Annotated in this window: 17 protein-coding genes; 16 read left to right on the plus strand and 1 reads right to left on the minus strand. The window is 35.7% G+C overall.

Annotated elements, in window-relative coordinates; genetic code table 11:
* Nucleotides 1-82 precede the first annotated feature (82 nt).
* The 14 genes from LNP22_RS04850 to LNP22_RS04915 all read left to right on the plus strand — a co-directional run bounded on the left by LNP22_RS04850 (nt 83) and on the right by LNP22_RS04915 (nt 11156).
* Nucleotides 83-472 (plus strand): OB-fold protein, encoded by a 390-nt coding sequence (locus tag LNP22_RS04850; protein ID WP_229975585.1) that lies wholly within the window; start codon nt 83-85, stop codon nt 470-472.
* A 39-nt stretch (nt 473-511) separates the two neighbouring features.
* Complete coding sequence (locus LNP22_RS04855) at nt 512-1351, plus strand: DUF5777 family beta-barrel protein (RefSeq protein WP_229975586.1); 840 nt, start codon at nt 512-514, stop codon at nt 1349-1351.
* A gap of 138 nt (nt 1352-1489) precedes the next feature.
* Nucleotides 1490-1918, plus strand: coding sequence for a hypothetical protein (locus LNP22_RS04860; RefSeq protein ID WP_229975587.1), 429 nt, complete (start codon nt 1490-1492; stop codon nt 1916-1918).
* A gap of 19 nt (nt 1919-1937) precedes the next feature.
* Nucleotides 1938-2531: a globin family protein gene (locus LNP22_RS04865; RefSeq protein WP_229975588.1), complete on the plus strand. Its 594-nt coding sequence runs from the start codon at nt 1938-1940 to the stop codon at nt 2529-2531.
* Between the two features lie 418 nt (nt 2532-2949).
* Nucleotides 2950-4206: a glutamyl-tRNA reductase gene (gene hemA / locus LNP22_RS04870; protein WP_229975589.1), complete on the plus strand. Its 1257-nt coding sequence runs from the start codon at nt 2950-2952 to the stop codon at nt 4204-4206.
* Nucleotides 4207-4311: 105 nt separating this feature from the next.
* Nucleotides 4312-5238 (plus strand): hydroxymethylbilane synthase, encoded by a 927-nt coding sequence (gene hemC, locus LNP22_RS04875; protein ID WP_229976354.1) that lies wholly within the window; start codon nt 4312-4314, stop codon nt 5236-5238.
* Complete coding sequence (locus tag LNP22_RS04880; RefSeq protein ID WP_229975590.1) at nt 5238-5912, plus strand: uroporphyrinogen-III synthase; 675 nt, start codon at nt 5238-5240, stop codon at nt 5910-5912. The genes hemC and LNP22_RS04880 overlap by 1 nt, the downstream gene beginning before the upstream one ends.
* Nucleotides 5913-5987: 75 nt before the next feature.
* Nucleotides 5988-7013: a uroporphyrinogen decarboxylase gene (gene hemE / locus LNP22_RS04885; RefSeq protein WP_229975591.1), complete on the plus strand. Its 1026-nt coding sequence runs from the start codon at nt 5988-5990 to the stop codon at nt 7011-7013.
* Nucleotides 7014-7138: 125 nt separating this feature from the next.
* Nucleotides 7139-7690 carry a transposase gene (locus tag LNP22_RS04890; RefSeq protein WP_229975592.1) on the plus strand — a complete coding sequence of 184 codons (552 nt, stop codon included), beginning with the start codon at nt 7139-7141 and terminating at the stop codon, nt 7688-7690.
* A 117-nt stretch (nt 7691-7807) separates the two neighbouring features.
* Nucleotides 7808-8185, plus strand: a complete 378-nt coding sequence (locus tag LNP22_RS04895; RefSeq protein ID WP_229975593.1) for a hypothetical protein — start codon at nt 7808-7810, stop codon at nt 8183-8185.
* 2 nt (nt 8186-8187) lie between these two features.
* Complete coding sequence (locus tag LNP22_RS04900) at nt 8188-8736, plus strand: GNAT family N-acetyltransferase (protein ID WP_229975594.1); 549 nt, start codon at nt 8188-8190, stop codon at nt 8734-8736.
* The gene (gene hemF / locus LNP22_RS04905) at nt 8726-9628 is read left to right on the plus strand and encodes an oxygen-dependent coproporphyrinogen oxidase (RefSeq protein WP_229975595.1); all 903 of its coding nucleotides are present in this window, start codon (nt 8726-8728) and stop codon (nt 9626-9628) included. Before LNP22_RS04900 ends, hemF begins: the two co-directional genes overlap by 11 nt.
* 99 nt (nt 9629-9727) lie before the next feature.
* The gene (gene hemB, locus LNP22_RS04910) at nt 9728-10729 is read left to right on the plus strand and encodes a porphobilinogen synthase (protein ID WP_229975596.1); all 1002 of its coding nucleotides are present in this window, start codon (nt 9728-9730) and stop codon (nt 10727-10729) included.
* Between the two features lie 34 nt (nt 10730-10763).
* Entirely contained in the window at nt 10764-11156 is a 393-nt protein-coding gene (locus LNP22_RS04915; RefSeq protein ID WP_229975597.1) for a c-type cytochrome, read from the plus strand.
* A gap of 83 nt (nt 11157-11239) precedes the next feature.
* Here LNP22_RS04915 and LNP22_RS04920 read toward each other — a convergent pair whose 3' ends face one another.
* Nucleotides 11240-13300 carry a M13 family metallopeptidase gene (locus LNP22_RS04920; protein ID WP_229975598.1) on the minus strand — a complete coding sequence of 687 codons (2061 nt, stop codon included), beginning with the start codon at nt 13298-13300 and terminating at the stop codon, nt 11240-11242.
* Nucleotides 13301-13510: 210 nt separating this feature from the next.
* Here LNP22_RS04920 and LNP22_RS04925 point away from each other — a divergent pair, with 210 nt between their 5' ends.
* Both LNP22_RS04925 and LNP22_RS04930 read left to right on the plus strand, forming a co-directional pair.
* A complete protein-coding gene (locus LNP22_RS04925) occupies nt 13511-14437 on the plus strand; it encodes a DMT family transporter (protein WP_229975599.1) in 927 nt (308 codons plus the stop codon).
* 149 nt (nt 14438-14586) lie between these two features.
* Complete coding sequence (locus LNP22_RS04930) at nt 14587-15252, plus strand: SCO family protein (protein WP_229975600.1); 666 nt, start codon at nt 14587-14589, stop codon at nt 15250-15252.
* The last annotated feature ends 40 nt before the right edge of the window (nt 15253-15292 follow it).

Genomic DNA, 15292 nt, shown 5'->3' on the forward strand with positions numbered 1-15292 from the left:
TTTAAGTGAAGGTTTCTTTTGCGGGCGAAACCAATCTTACCGTTTTACCGTAGATAAGAAAACACCTCTAAAAATCGATCTCATGAAAAAAAAGATATTCATCGGAACATTAATTGTATTGACCACAGCTGCTGCAGTTTATTTTTATACCTATCAAGACCACAGAAACATTAGTACTGAAAAGGCTTCTTATGTAATGAGCATTTCTGACTTAGAACAGGAGTTTGCTAAAAACGACAGTCTTGCATTACTGAAATATCAAGATAAGACTATTGAGTTGACAGCACAGGTAACAGCAGTTGAGAATGAGGACAAAGCACTTATTCTAGAACAAAAACTCTTAGCAACTTTTAATGACAGTGTGCCTGAAAACATTATTGCTGGCGAAAAAATCAGCATCAAAGGACGATTTCTTGGCTATGATGAATTACTAAACGAATTTAAAATGGACCAGAGTTCCATTATTGAATAATAAAAAAAAACAATTTCTAACAATCCAAAATTATATTTTATGAAAAAGCTTATACTCTTATTGTTTTTATTCCCTTTGGCATCATTTGCACAAAATGATCTTCTGGACGGAATGGATACTGCGACTCGCAACGAAAAAGTAACATCTGCCTTTAAGGGCTTAAAAATTGTCAATTTAGAATCGACCAAACTAGCCGCAAAAGGCGATCTGTATTTTATAGTAGCCCATCGATTTGGTTCTGTAAAAGATGGTTTTGAAGGATTCTTTGGTTTGGATAATGCCAACACGCAACTAAAATTTGTTTACGGATTGACACAATGGCTTACCATTAGTGCTGCCCGAAGCGAATTGGCTTATGATTTTTCTACCAAGTATACGTTGCTTAATCAGACTACTAATGGTTTTCCAGTAACCGTTGCCGGTTTTACAAGTTTGGCGATCAACAATACGCTGAAAGAAAGTCTTTACCCGAAACTAACTTTTGACAATCGTTTTACTTATGTAGGTCAATTATTGATTTCCAGAAAATTCTCCGAAAAACTATCTTTAGAAGTAGCGCCAACGATGTTTCATGAAAACTTTGTAGATAACGTGCAGCAGGATAATACGCAATATGCGGTTGGGCTTGGAGGTCGTTACAAATTATCTAAACGTTGGTCACTAAATGTTGATTATGCTGCACATTTAAACAGAGCATCAAATTCTATCTACAAAAATCCACTCTCTGTAGGCTTTGATTTAGAAACTGGCGGGCACGTTTTCCAGATGCATTTTACTAGTTCTCAAGGAATTCACGAAGCAGGATATCTTGCTCAAACCACAGGAGACTGGACAAAAGGAGATGTGTTTTTTGGATTTAACCTTCTTAGGGTTTTCTAAAAATTTTAGCTTTTTAATGCCATATTCGACAGTTTTTGGTATTTAAAACAATTCTAAATTAAACATCTTAACAGTATTCGCAAAACCAGACAGGAAAAACGCTCGTAGATAGATTTCAGAACCTTAAAACTTATGAAAATGAATAAAACAATCAAAAAAGGACTACTAATCCTGGGAGGAACGGCCTTGCTGTTTATCGCTATTTTGCTTTTTCACATCATCACAGCCAAACCAGCGGTATACGAGAGTCCGAACTTACAAGTGAGTCGTATTGATTTTGAAAACAATATCGATTCGCTGCAAGCTAAACAAATTAGCGCTGACTTGAGATCAATCAAAGGCCTGACCTCTGATTCTATTATTATTAAAAGAAATGTTGTGGTGTATTTCCATAACAACAAAATCACTAATTCAGAGAAAGTATTCAACGAATTAATGAGCAAAAGACCTTACGAAGCCAAACGATATATTTTACCAGCCAATCTAGCCAGCAAAGAAGTTTGTCCAGTAGATCAGAATAGTTTTAGTTATAAAATGTCTAAATCTATAAATCAATTTTTTAATTAATCCTTAAATACTATTTATTATGAGAAATTTTTCAAGAATTACACTAAGTGTATTATTAGTTTCGTCAGCAGCATTTACTTCTTGCAGCAATGACGATGATTCAACGCCAACAGAGCCAGTAAAAGCATCAATTTACACACGTTTAGGCGGAACAACAATGGTTGCAGATCCTGATAATTCAGGACAAATGATTGAGCAAGGACGTTTGTCATTTCGTAAAGTAGTAAACTCTACAATCGGACTTATTGTTGCTGATGTTCAAGCAAATGCTGCAGGAAATTTACAAGCACATTTTGCTCCAGTTTTGGCAGAGACAGGAAATACTCAGGCTACCAGCATTGCAAAATTGTCTGATAATCTAACCGATTTCTTCTCTTTTAATACAGGAGGAACAAATGCAGTAAACACTTACTCAGGTTTAAACATGGTAGCTGCGCATGATCCAGCAATGAATCCACGTATGGGAACAAAATCGAACACTGCAGATTATACAAAATTCGTAGGATATGTAGGAGCAGCAGCAAATGCTAACGGAGTAGCTTCAAACACAGAATTATACACTGATATTGTGGCTGTTCTAGAATCATTGAGAACTCCTATCGTTCAAAAATAATTCTTTTCCAAAGTCAAAAACGCTACCTTCTACAGGTAGCGTTTTTATTTAATACGCAATTTATAGCGTTAACTCTTTCAAAAGCAAGGCAATAATATTGCTGCTCATTAAATATGAAGTATCGTTATTAAAGGTTTTTTAAAAAACGATCAAAAAAAGTATTTTAATACCACTTTGAAAGAACCCTAAGCGATATTTTTTCGTACATACTATAGAAGTCAGCGTGCAGCCTTATTTAGAACAAATCTATATAAATAGTCAAAAAACACCTGATTTCTCTATATTTCTAATAAAAACCGTTTTTGTAATTACGATTTTGAATCAATTTTTCTTGAAGCGATACAAAAAGAACTTACAGCGTTGTTTTTATAAAATAGTTAATAATAATTTTGTTGAACTTTTTAAGGAAAGTATAATTATGGAAAACTTTAACATGTCCAGAAACAGCACTTTTTACGCTTTAGGTTTAAGTTACAAAAAAGCAGATGCAACAATAAGAGGAAAATTTAGCCTGGATGCCAAAGCTCAATCTATCTTATTAATGCAGGCCGAAGCCGAAGGAATAGAGTCGCTGATCGTTACATCAACTTGCAATAGAACCGAAATTTATGGTTTTGCTAATCATCCCTATGAATTAATCAAATTGCTTTGTGAAAACAGTAACGGATCTGTTGAAGAATTTCAGGAAGTAGCTTATATTTATAAAAATCAGGAAGCGATCAATCACATGTTTCGTGTAGGAACAGGATTAGACAGCCAAATTTTAGGTGATTTTGAAATTATAAGTCAAATAAAAAATGCTTTCAACCAAAGTAAATCCAATGGTTTAATAAATACTTTCATGGAGCGTTTAGTAAACTCTGTGATTCAGGCCAGCAAAAAGATCAAAACAGACACGGAGATTTCTTCTGGTGCCACTTCAGTTTCTTTTGCTTCTGTTCAATACATCATCAAAAATGTAGAAGATATTGCCAACAAAAATATTTTACTTTTCGGAACAGGAAAAATTGGTAGAAATACTTGTGAAAATCTTGTAAAACATACCAAACACGAACAAATCATCCTGATCAACAGAACCAAAGACAAAGCCGAAAAATTGGCCGAAAAACTGGATTTAGTTGTAAAAGATTATTCTGATCTGGAAGTAGAAATACAAAAAGCAGATGTTTTGGTAGTGGCCACTGGTGCTCAAAACCCAACGGTTGACAAAGCCATCTTAAATCTTAAAAAGCCTTTGCTTATTTTAGATTTATCGATTCCTAAAAACGTACATGAAAATGTTACCGAAATAGAAGGCGTAACGCTAATTCACATGGATTACTTGTCGCAACTAACCGATGAAACTTTAGAAAAAAGAAAAACACACATTCCTGCTGCCGAAGTTATTATCGAAGAAATAAAAGACGAATTCAACACCTGGACAAAAGGCAGAAAATTTGCACCAACTATTAATGCTTTGAAAGCCAAACTTAACGACATCAAAAACTCGGAATTGGATTTTCAAAGTAGAAAAATAGCTGATTTTAATGAAGAACAAGCCGAAATTATCAGCAACAGAATTATTCATAAAATTACCACTCATTTTGCAAATCACCTCAAAGAAGAAAACACGATGGTAGATGAATGCATCGAAATGATAGAAAAAATATTTAAAATTGAAGCAGTAGTCAAGTAATATTTTTATTCTAAATTGCATTGAATTTCAGAAAATAATGCGTCATAGTTACACCATTATGGAATAAGTTCCTGAAATTCTTTAATTATGGCAGAAAAAACAAAAATGGCAGAAAAAACGATACGTATAGGCACAAGAGACAGCGAACTCGCTTTATGGCAAGCACATACGGTTCAAAAAAAATTAAATGATCTTGGTTACACAACCGAGATTGTTGCTGTAAAATCGACAGGTGATATTATTTTAGACAAACCTCTTTATGAGCTTGGTATTACCGGTATTTTTACAAAAACCTTAGATATTGCCATGATCAACGGCGATATTGATATTGCGGTTCATTCTATGAAAGACGTGCCAACGGCTTTACCAAAAGGAATTGTTCAGGCGGCAGTTTTAGAAAGAGCCAATGTTTTGGATATTCTGGTTCATAAAGGAAATCCTGATTTCGAGAACCAACCAAGTACAGTTGCCACAGGAAGTTTACGCCGTCAGGCTATGTGGCTCAACAAATACCCGCATCATACCGTAGTCGATTTACGTGGAAACGTAAATACTCGCATGCAAAAACTACAAGATAGCGATTGGAATGGCGCTGTTTTTGCCGCTGCAGGTCTGGAGCGCATCAACCTTACTCCCGAAAATTATATCAATTTAGATTGGATGATTCCAGCGCCTGCACAAGGAGCAATGCTGGTTGTAGCCATGGAAAACGACAATTATACCCTGGATGCCCTATCTCAATTAAATCATATCGAAACCGAAATCTGTACCTATATCGAGCGCCAGTTTTTAAGAACATTAGAAGGTGGCTGTACAGCGCCAATTGGTGCACTGGTGCGCTATGACGAAGAAGAAGACACTTTGCGTTTTCAAGGTATTTTACTTTCTGTTGACGGAAAACAAAAACTCGAAATTGACAAAACAGTTGCCATTGAAGAATGGAAAAAACTAGGATTCTACTCTGCCCAAGAAATTTTAAACTCTGGCGGAGCTGAATTGATGCAAACCATTAAAGAATCTTTGAAAAAATAATGAATAAGTCAATTCAAATATTATCTACAAAAGTGCTTTCAGGCATTCAGAAGCAAGCTTTACAAAAAGCGAATTTTGAACTAATTGAAGCAGATTTTATTACAACCGAAAATAATGCTTTCGAAATAAAAGACCTCAACGACAATTTAATTTTCACGAGCCAAAATGCTGTTCTGAGCGTTTTATCAAATCCAAAAGTAGAAGAACTAAAAACCAAAAATGTTTTTTGCGTCGGACTTAAAACAAAAATTTTACTGTCGGAAAACGGTTTTAATGTGGTGGCTTACACTGGTTATGCTTCAGATTTGGCCGAAATCATCACTTTGATTTACCGTAATGAGAGCTATACTTTTTTTAGTGGAAACATGAGACGCGAAACGTTACCCAAAGCACTAAAAGAAGCAGATATTAAACTGAATGAAATTCAGGTGTACGAAACAACCCTGACACCTCAAAAGATAAAAACGGCTGTCGATGCGATTCTGTTTTTTAGTCCGTCCGGTGTTGAAAGTTACCTCAAAGACAATTCCATCAAAAAAGAAAAATGCTTTTGTATTGGCGAAACCACCGCTCAAGCTTTAGATAAAATTACAAAAAACATCAGTATTGCTGATCAGCCCACGGTTGAAGACGTTATAGAAGATGTAATTACTCAATATACCAATACGCTTTAGGCAATCTGCCAAAAGCAAAAAATCAAGACAAACAACGCTTAAAGCCAAGAGCTTAAAGCCTAAAGCAATAAAAAAATGTTAAAAAACGACCTATTTTTAAAAGCACTAAAAGGAGAAACTGTTCAACGTCCGCCAGTATGGATGATGCGCCAAGCCGGAAGATATTTACCAGAATTTATCGCTTTACGTGATAAATATGATTTCTTTACCCGTTGTCAAACTCCGGAATTGGCTGCAGAAATCACTGTTCAGCCTATTAGAAGAATTGCGCCTGATGCAGCGATTTTATTCTCGGATATTTTGGTGGTTCCGCAAGCAATGGGAATTGAAGTGTTGATGAAAGAAAATTTTGGTCCGTTTTTACCAAATCCAATTCGCACAACAGCAGATGTTGATCGCGTTTTTGTTCCAAACATTCAGGAAAGCCTTGGTTATGTGATGGATGCCATCAAACTCACCAAAGAAATGCTGAATGACGAAGTACCACTTATTGGTTTCGCAGGTTCGCCTTGGACGATTTTCTGTTATGCCGTTGAAGGAAAAGGCTCTAAAAGCTTTGATACTGCCAAAGGATTTTGTTTTTCAAATCCGATAGCTGCGCATACTTTGTTGCAAAAAATTACAGACACCACGATTTTATATCTAAAAGAAAAAGTAAAATCAGGAGTAGATGCCGTTCAGATTTTTGACTCTTGGGGAGGAATGCTTTCTCCTGTTGATTATCAGGAATTTTCATGGAAATACATCAACCAGATCGTTGAAGCTTTGGCAGATAACGCACCAGTTATTGTTTTCGGAAAAGGATGTTGGTTTGCACTTGGCGAAATGGGTAAAAGCAGAGCTTCGGCTTTGGGAGTAGACTGGACATGCTCGCCTAGAAATGCGCGTTATTTGTCTGGTGGAAACATTACATTACAAGGAAATTTTGATCCGTCAAGGTTGCTTTCTCCTATTCCGACGATCAAAAAAATGGTTCACGAAATGATCGACGAGTTCGGAAAAGATAAATATGTTGTAAATTTAGGTCACGGAATTCTACCTAACATCCCTGTAGATCACGCCAAAGCATTTATTGATGCGGTGAAGGAATACGGGAATTAGTTTTAATTTTTCGGTTGTCGTTCAACTTCCTGCAAGGTTTCTAAAACCTTGTAGGTATAAATAAGTTTACCAGAAACTATAAGAATACCTAAAAGGTTTTCGAATATGGAAAACATAATAACAGTATGAAATTGGAAGTTTTAGAGAAAGATTGTTATTATCATATTTATAATCGGGGAATTGATGGAGTTACGATCTTTGAAAATGACAATAATAAAATTTATTTTTTAAATCAATTATCAAGATATTCTGAAGATAAAATATCTATTTTGGCTTATTGTCTTATGAGTAATCACTTTCATCTGGTCGTTCGATTAAATACTGAGGAAAAAGAAGTCACTCAATTACTTTCAAATTTTTTCAATTCTTATGCTAAGGCGTTCAATAAACAAAAAAATAGAACTGGCAGTCTTTTTGAAAAACATTTTAAAAGAATAAAATTAAAGGATGAGAATTATTTAAAACAATTAATTCTTTACGTTCATTTGAATCCGACACATTATTTTAATTTAGACTTTAAAAGCTATAAATTTTCATCATTTCAAGCTTTTTTATCCGATAAGGAAACAAAAATAGTACGTGACGAAGTTTTAGATTTATTTGGAGGTTTAGAAAATTTTCTTTTTTGCCACAATCAAAAAAACAATCTTTTGGCTGAAACTTACACTTTTGAGTAATATGTTTTGTCTGTAAAGATTTTCAAAACAGTAGAGGACTGTTAGAAATATTTTAGTGTTTAACCAAAATAAAAAATACCTACAAGGTTTTGAAAACCTTGCAGGAAAAGGAAAACCATGCTCAACAAAGGCTTAAGAGACGAGGAAAGTATTAGACTAGAAAACACACTACGAACTTTGCATGCCTTAATTTTTGTTCCAAAATTTTGGAATGCAGAAGACACTAGTCTCATCGATGAGCAACTAAAAAGTTTTGGTTTAAGCCTGCAAAAAACAATTGAAATTCCAGAAGACGATTTGATCCTTTTATTGCAAAAATGTCATTTAGATTGGACTCAGCAAGAGGAATTTGCCGATATTTTGTTCGGATTATCCCAAGAAAAACAATTTGATTTTTTTGGAAAAGCGCTTGCCATTTATCAATATATCCAGCAGGAAAGCAAGGTTTTTTCTTTTGGAATTAATACTAAAATAGCTTCTGCTAAAAATAAATAAAGATGAGTTTTACAGATTGGAAAATAGACCGAATTGAAAATATTCTTCCCGAGGAGTTCTTTAAACTAATTGAAAAGAATAAAAATCACATCGGAAAAACTTTCCCTGTAACCTCATCAGATTGTGCTACGTTGCAAAAAACACAAGAATTTGTTGCCGTTAGTCTTCAAAAAGAGAAAAACAAAGACGGTTACTATTTTTATACAAGAAATACTAAAACTAATGATCTAATTGGTTATTTATGTGTCAAAGCTATCAATAGCCGCATTTCTAAATGTGAATTGGGTTATTTTACTGACGAAGATTTTCAGAGAAGAGGAATTACGTCAAAATTAGCAGCTATAGCACTTGATTTTTGTTTTAATGTAAACCTTAACAAGGTTTTTATTTGCACTTCAGAAGTTAATTTGGCAAGTCAGCGCATTGCATTAAAACACCACTTCAAAAAAGAAGGTATTTTACGAGAAGAATTTAGAAATGGAGATGGCTCACTAGAAAATACTGTTTATTTCGGCTTACTTAAATCAGAATACAACAACAATGAAAGATAAATTTTACGCCTACATACAACAATTACAGGACCAGATTTGTGCTGGATTAGAAGCAGTTGACGGAACAACAAAATTTCGTGAAGACCTTTGGACACGTCCAGAAGGTGGTGGGGGAAGAACACGTGTGATTGAAAACGGAAATGTTTTTGAGAAAGGCGGCGTTAACATTTCTGCAGTTCATGGTACATTGCCCGAAGCGATGCAAAAAATGTTTGGCGTTGGCGAAGCCGATTTTTTTGCTTGTGGACTCAGTTTGGTTTTACACCCAAAAAACCCAATGGCACCAACGGTTCATGCCAACTGGCGATATTTTGAAATGTACGATGAAAAAGGAAATATTATCGAACAATGGTTTGGCGGCGGACAGGATTTAACACCTTATTATTTGTTTGAAGAAGATGCGCAACATTTTCATCAAACCTGTAAAAACGCTTGCGACCAACACAATCCTGAATTTTATACAAAATATAAAAAACAATGTGATGCTTATTTTTGGAATGCTCATAGAAACGAAGCCCGCGGAATTGGCGGTTTGTTCTTTGATTATTGCAAAGCAAATGAGCAAATGAGCATGGAAAACTGGTTCAGTTTCGTAACCGAAGTTGGAAATTCATTCTTAGAAGCTTATGTTCCGATTGTCGAAAGAAGAAAAGATTTGGCGTACACTCTAGAAAACAAAAACTGGCAGGAAATACGCCGTGGTCGATATGTTGAGTTTAATTTAGTTCATGACAAAGGCACCTTATTTGGCTTGAAAACCAACGGGAGAATAGAAAGTATTCTGATGAGTTTGCCTCCGCGTGTGCAATGGGTGTATGATCATCATCCAGAAGTGGGAACTGAAGAAGAAAAACTGATAACCGTTCTTGAAAATCCAATTGATTGGATTTAAAAATAAAAACAAAACAACAACACGATTTTAGAAAGCAGATAAACGACTTATAATTTTAGAAAGTCAAAATCTAAAATCTAAAATCTAAAATCTAAAAATATGTTCCCATTACAAAGAGGTAGAAGACTACGCGTGAATGAATCGATACGCAGTTTGGTTCGCGAAACAACATTAAGCCCAAGTGATTTTATGTTTCCGATGTTTATTGCAGAAGGCGAAAATTATAAAGTAGAAATTTCATCAATGCCCGGAATTTATCGCCGTTCGATTGATTTAACTGTTGAAGAAATAAAAGAACTTTTTGCTTTAGGAATTCGTGCTGTTAATATTTATGTAAAAGTAGATGAATCGCTAAAAGACAATATGGGTAAAGAAGCCTGGAATGCTGACGGATTAATGCAAAAAGCCATAAAAAGCATCAAAGCTGCGTGTCCCGAAATGATCGTAATGCCAGATGTTGCGCTTGATCCTTACTCAATTTACGGTCACGACGGAATTATCGAAAACGGTGATGTTGCCAACGATATTACCAACGAAGCCCTTGTAAAAATGGCCGTTTCGCATGCACAAGCCGGAGCAGATTTTGTAGCTCCGAGCGATATGATGGACGGGCGTGTTTTACGCTTACGCGAAGGATTGGATGCTGCGGGTTTTCATAATGTGGGCATCATGAGCTATTCTGCTAAATATGCTTCTGCTTTTTACGGTCCTTTTCGTGACGCTTTAGACAGTGCTCCAAGAGAAGCGGATGTCGTGGTTCCGAAAGACAAAAAAACCTACCAAATGGATTATGCCAATCGTATCGAAGCGATCAAAGAAGCTTTATCTGATGTAGAAGAAGGAGCCGATATGGTCATGGTAAAACCTGGAATTGCCTATCTGGATATCGTGCGCGAAGTAAAAAATGCCGTAAATGTTCCTGTAACAGTTTTTCATGTTTCGGGAGAATATGCCATGATAAAAGCCGCCGCCGAAAGAGGCTGGCTGGACCACGACAAAATCATGATGGAACAATTGATGTGTATCAAAAGAGCCGGAGCCAGTTTAATATCGACTTACTTTGCAAAAGAAGCGGCAATACTTTTACACAATAACAAGTAGAAAACAATTCAGCCCTAAACTCAGCTTAAAAATCATGAAAAAAATACTATTCTTATCTGCGGTTTTAACTTTTGCATCTTGCAAAAAAGAAGAAAAAACAACCATAGATAATTCACAAATTGCAACCGAAGAAGCTGCTCCAGCCGCAACTCTAGAAGAATTAGGAAAATCAATTTTTGAAGGAAAAGGAAATTGTGTTTCCTGCCATCAGGTCGATCAAAAAGTAATTGGCCCCAGCATACAGGAAATTGCAAAAACTTATAAAAGCAAAAACGCTGATATTGTTACTTTTCTAAAAGGAAACGCAGACCCCATTGTAGACCCAAGTCAATATGATGTTATGAAGACAAACCTTGCGGTGACCAAAGAGATGTCTGACGAAGAACTACAGGCGATTCAAACGTATATTTACAGCCATCTGAAATAATATTTATTTTCTTCAGAACAAACAAATAGATTAAAACAAAAACGGCGCTAAAATTTAGCGCCGTTTTTTACATTTATAAAAGATTACCAGATTTTAACTCTTTTCTCTGGTTCTACATACATTTTGTCTCCTTTTTTGATTCCGAATGCCTCATAAAAAGCATCCACATTCTGAACCGGCACATAAGCTCTGTACATTCCCGGAGAGTGTGGATCTGTTTTTACTTGACTTTTTATCGCTTCATCTCTAGATTTGGTTCTCCAGACAGTTGCCCAAGAAATAAAGAAACGTTGCTCTGGTGTATAACCGTCAATTAAACCCGGATGAGGATTAGATCTCAAGTACAATTGCAAACCATCGTAAGCCGCGTTAATACCACCTAAATCACCGATGTTTTCACCCAAAGTAAATTTACCATCAACATGAATGCCCGGTAATGGCTCCAAAGCGCTATATTGAGCTGCAAGATCACCACCAAGAGCAGTAAATTGCTTCAAGTCGTCAGCTGTCCACCAGTCTACAAGATTTCCATCTGCGTTGTAACGAGCACCAGAATCATCAAAACCATGAGAGATTTCGTGACCAATAACAGCTCCAATTCCACCATAATTTACAGCTTCATCTGCTTGATAATTATAAAAAGGCGGTTGTAAAATTGCTGCTGGAAAAACAATCTCGTTGTAAGACGGATTAAAATAAGCATTTACCGTTTGCGGAGACATACCCCACTCTGTTTTATCTACTGGCTTGCCTAATTTAGCAAGGTCTTCTTCATAATCCCATTTTGATAAATTTTTCATATTATCAAAATAAGTTCCGCCTTCGTTAACATTTTTAAGTGTCAAAGCCGAATAGTCTTTCCATTTATCAGGATAACCAATTTTTACTGTTAGTTTATTCAGTTTCTCAATAGCTTTTGCTTTTGTTTCGTTAGACATCCAAGGCAAAGCATTGATTCTGTTTTGATACGCCAACATTACATTTGCGATCATATTTTTTGCTTTTTCTTTTGCTTCAGCAGGAAATAATTTCTCTACATACAATTTTCCTAAAGCCTCTCCAGTTGCACCGTTGATTACCTGCAAAGCCATTTCGTCACGTGGACGTTGTTTCAAAGCACCCGTTAAAGTCTTTCCGTAGAAATCAAAATTAGCATTTTCGACATCAGTGCTTAAAGTTGAAGCAGCTCTATTTAAAACAGTCCATTTTAGGTACTCTTTCCAAGCTTCTATTTTCTTTTCTGAGAATGTTTTTTCTAAAGCCACCATATAACGTGGTTGAGCAACATTAACGGTGTCTAATTTTGCCATTCCGATTCCAGCAAAATATTTCTCCCACTGAATAGAAGGTGTGCTCTTTTTTAAATCGGCTACAGCTGTTGGGTTGTATTGTTTTCTGCGGTCTCTTCTCTCAACACGATCCAATCTTGGTGCAGACATTTCAACTTCTAAAGCCAAAATTTGCTTAGCACTTTCCTGAGCCTTTGCCGGAGATTCTCCGATAAACTGTAACATTCTTGCCACGTGCACTTCGTATTTCTCACGTTTTTCTTTAGAATCTTTATCATCAGAATTGTAATAATCCTTATCAGACAATCCCAAAGCTCCCGGAGTTAAGTTAACAGAATTTTTGTTACTGTTTTTGGCATCTGCTCCAATATAGATTCCAAAGAAACCAAGACCACCTTGAGGCTGCATTTCGATAAGAAGATTTTGCAAATCGGCTACTGTTTTAATAGCATCTATTTTCTTCAAATACGGTTGAAGCGGCGTTACACCACGTTTGTTTCTTCCAACAGTATCCAAAATAGTGTTGTATAAAGCGATGGCTTTACCTTGATCTGTGTTGGATTTGTACTTTGGATTCTTAGACGCTTCTTTTAGAATTTCTAGAGCATCCTTGTCTGTTTTTTGTCTTAATTCGTTAAAACTTCCCCAAGAATTTCTGTCACTTGGAATTTCAGTTTTATCTAGCCAAGTTCCGTTTACAAAACGAAAGAAATCTTCTGATGGACTAATTTTCGTATTCATGTACGAGACATTAATACCCGGTTCTTTAGGTTTAGCATCTTGTGCCTGAATTGCTGTACAGGACAACATTACAGAAAAAGCACAAAACACCGATTTGTTAAGCTGTTTAATCATTTTTGTATATAGTTTTAGGATATATACAAATTTATCGTTATTCTTCTGAACTTACCGTTAAAATTCCAAGTTTTTTAAGCACAAAATATTAATTCTCGCATTTTTATCCTTTCAACGCAAAAAACGCAATGATTTTAATAAATAAATTCCCTTTTTTCTCTAATATTTAAAATTGTTTTTGGAATATTTGCCCAACAAAAAACGACCATTTTGAAAGCAAAATTACAAAATGCCTTTTCTAACAGAATTGATGCTATCGGCCTGCCTATACTGGCATTATGCTGCGTCAGCTTTTTTTGGGGAACAACTTGGCTGGCATCAAAAGAAGGAGTAAAACACATGCCTGCTTTGCAGCTGGCTACAATTCGTCAGTTTTTGGGCGGCCTTTTATATGTGCTTTATTTTATAATTAAAAAAGCACCTTGGCCAAAAGGAAAGCAATGGCGTACTATTCTGGTTTTGGCCCTTTTAAATTTTGCTTTGAGCAATGGATTAAGCACGTGGGGCGTAAAATACATCAGTAGTGGTTTGGGTGCTATTATTGCAGCCATTTTTCCTATTTGGATCGTTATCATTTGTTTTTTTCAGGGAGAAAGAGTGGCCAAACTGGCAATTATTGGTTTGCTCATCAGTTTTGGGGGTATTTGTATTATTTTTATGGATTATCTGGCAGATTTTATACGTCCTGAATTTCAATTTGGAATACTATTATCTCTCACAGCTACCGTAACCTGGGCGTTTGGAATTTTGCAGACTACCAAACAAGCCGTTAATTTCAATCCCTATTTTAGCCTGGGGCTTCAAATGTTACTCTCGAGTTTTATCCTTTTTATGATTACCGAAGCAACCGGAACCAATATTCCGTTAAGGCAAATTTCTCCGGCATCATGGTGGTCTATTGGTTATCTGGTGATAGTGGGTTCTGTATTTACGTTTATTGCTTTTATCTACACCTTACAGCATCTTCCCAAAGAAATCAGCAGTATTTATGTGTACATCAATCCGATTGTTGCGATCGTTCTGGGTTTTTTTATTTTTGGAGAAACACTCACCCAAACTATTGCGGTTGGTTCTATGGTTACCCTTATCGGATTGTATCTGGTGAATAAATCCATCCGGAAACCGAAGCTAAAATAATTTGCTTCAAACTCCTGAATTTTCGGAGCCATCCAGATGATTTTAATTCGTGAAATATTCCCTTCCAAAAATGACAAGATCCTGTTAAAAACCTTTTTATATAAAGATTTTAAAAACTGCTTTTTGTATTTTTGCATCAAATTTTATTTATGAAATCGCTTCTTTACAGATACCGAAAGTTTTTTATTGTTTTGATTGTATTTTCGGTAGTAACTATATCCTTGTTTTATTCGGCTTTGAAGCCACAAAAAACATTACCCATTTTTAATCCCGCCGATGTAAATCCTGAATTAGTGGACAGTACAGTACAGTACAAAAGCAAATACCACACGATTGCCGATTTCTCGTTTATCAATCAAAACGGAGATACCATCACGCAAAAAAATTACGAAGGAAAGATTTATGTAGCCGATTTTTTCTTTACCACCTGTGGTTCTATTTGTCCCAAAATGACGACCAATCTGGCCGAAGTTCAAAAAGCTGTTTTAAATAATCCTAAAGTAATGTTACTCTCTCATACCGTCTTTCCTGAGGTTGACAGTATTCCGGTACTTAAAAAATACGCTATAAAACATGGTGTGGTAGACAGTAAATGGAATTTGGTTACCGGCGACAAAAAAGAAATTTACAAAATAGCCCGCAAATCTTACTTGGCGGTAAAACTAGGAAGACCTGACCAATTGTATGATATGGTACATACCGAAAATTTTGTTTTGGTCGATCAAAAGCGTCGCGTTCGTGGTTTTTATGACGGAACCAACAAGGAAGATATGAAACGTCTTCTGGAAGATATTGATTTTTTATGCCAGCAGTAAAAAGAGGTTTTTTGAGGAAACATTAGTCGGTACAAAACTG

The organism is Flavobacterium flavipigmentatum, assembly GCF_020911905.1.
Taxonomy (GTDB): Bacteria; Bacteroidota; Bacteroidia; order Flavobacteriales; family Flavobacteriaceae; genus Flavobacterium; species Flavobacterium flavipigmentatum.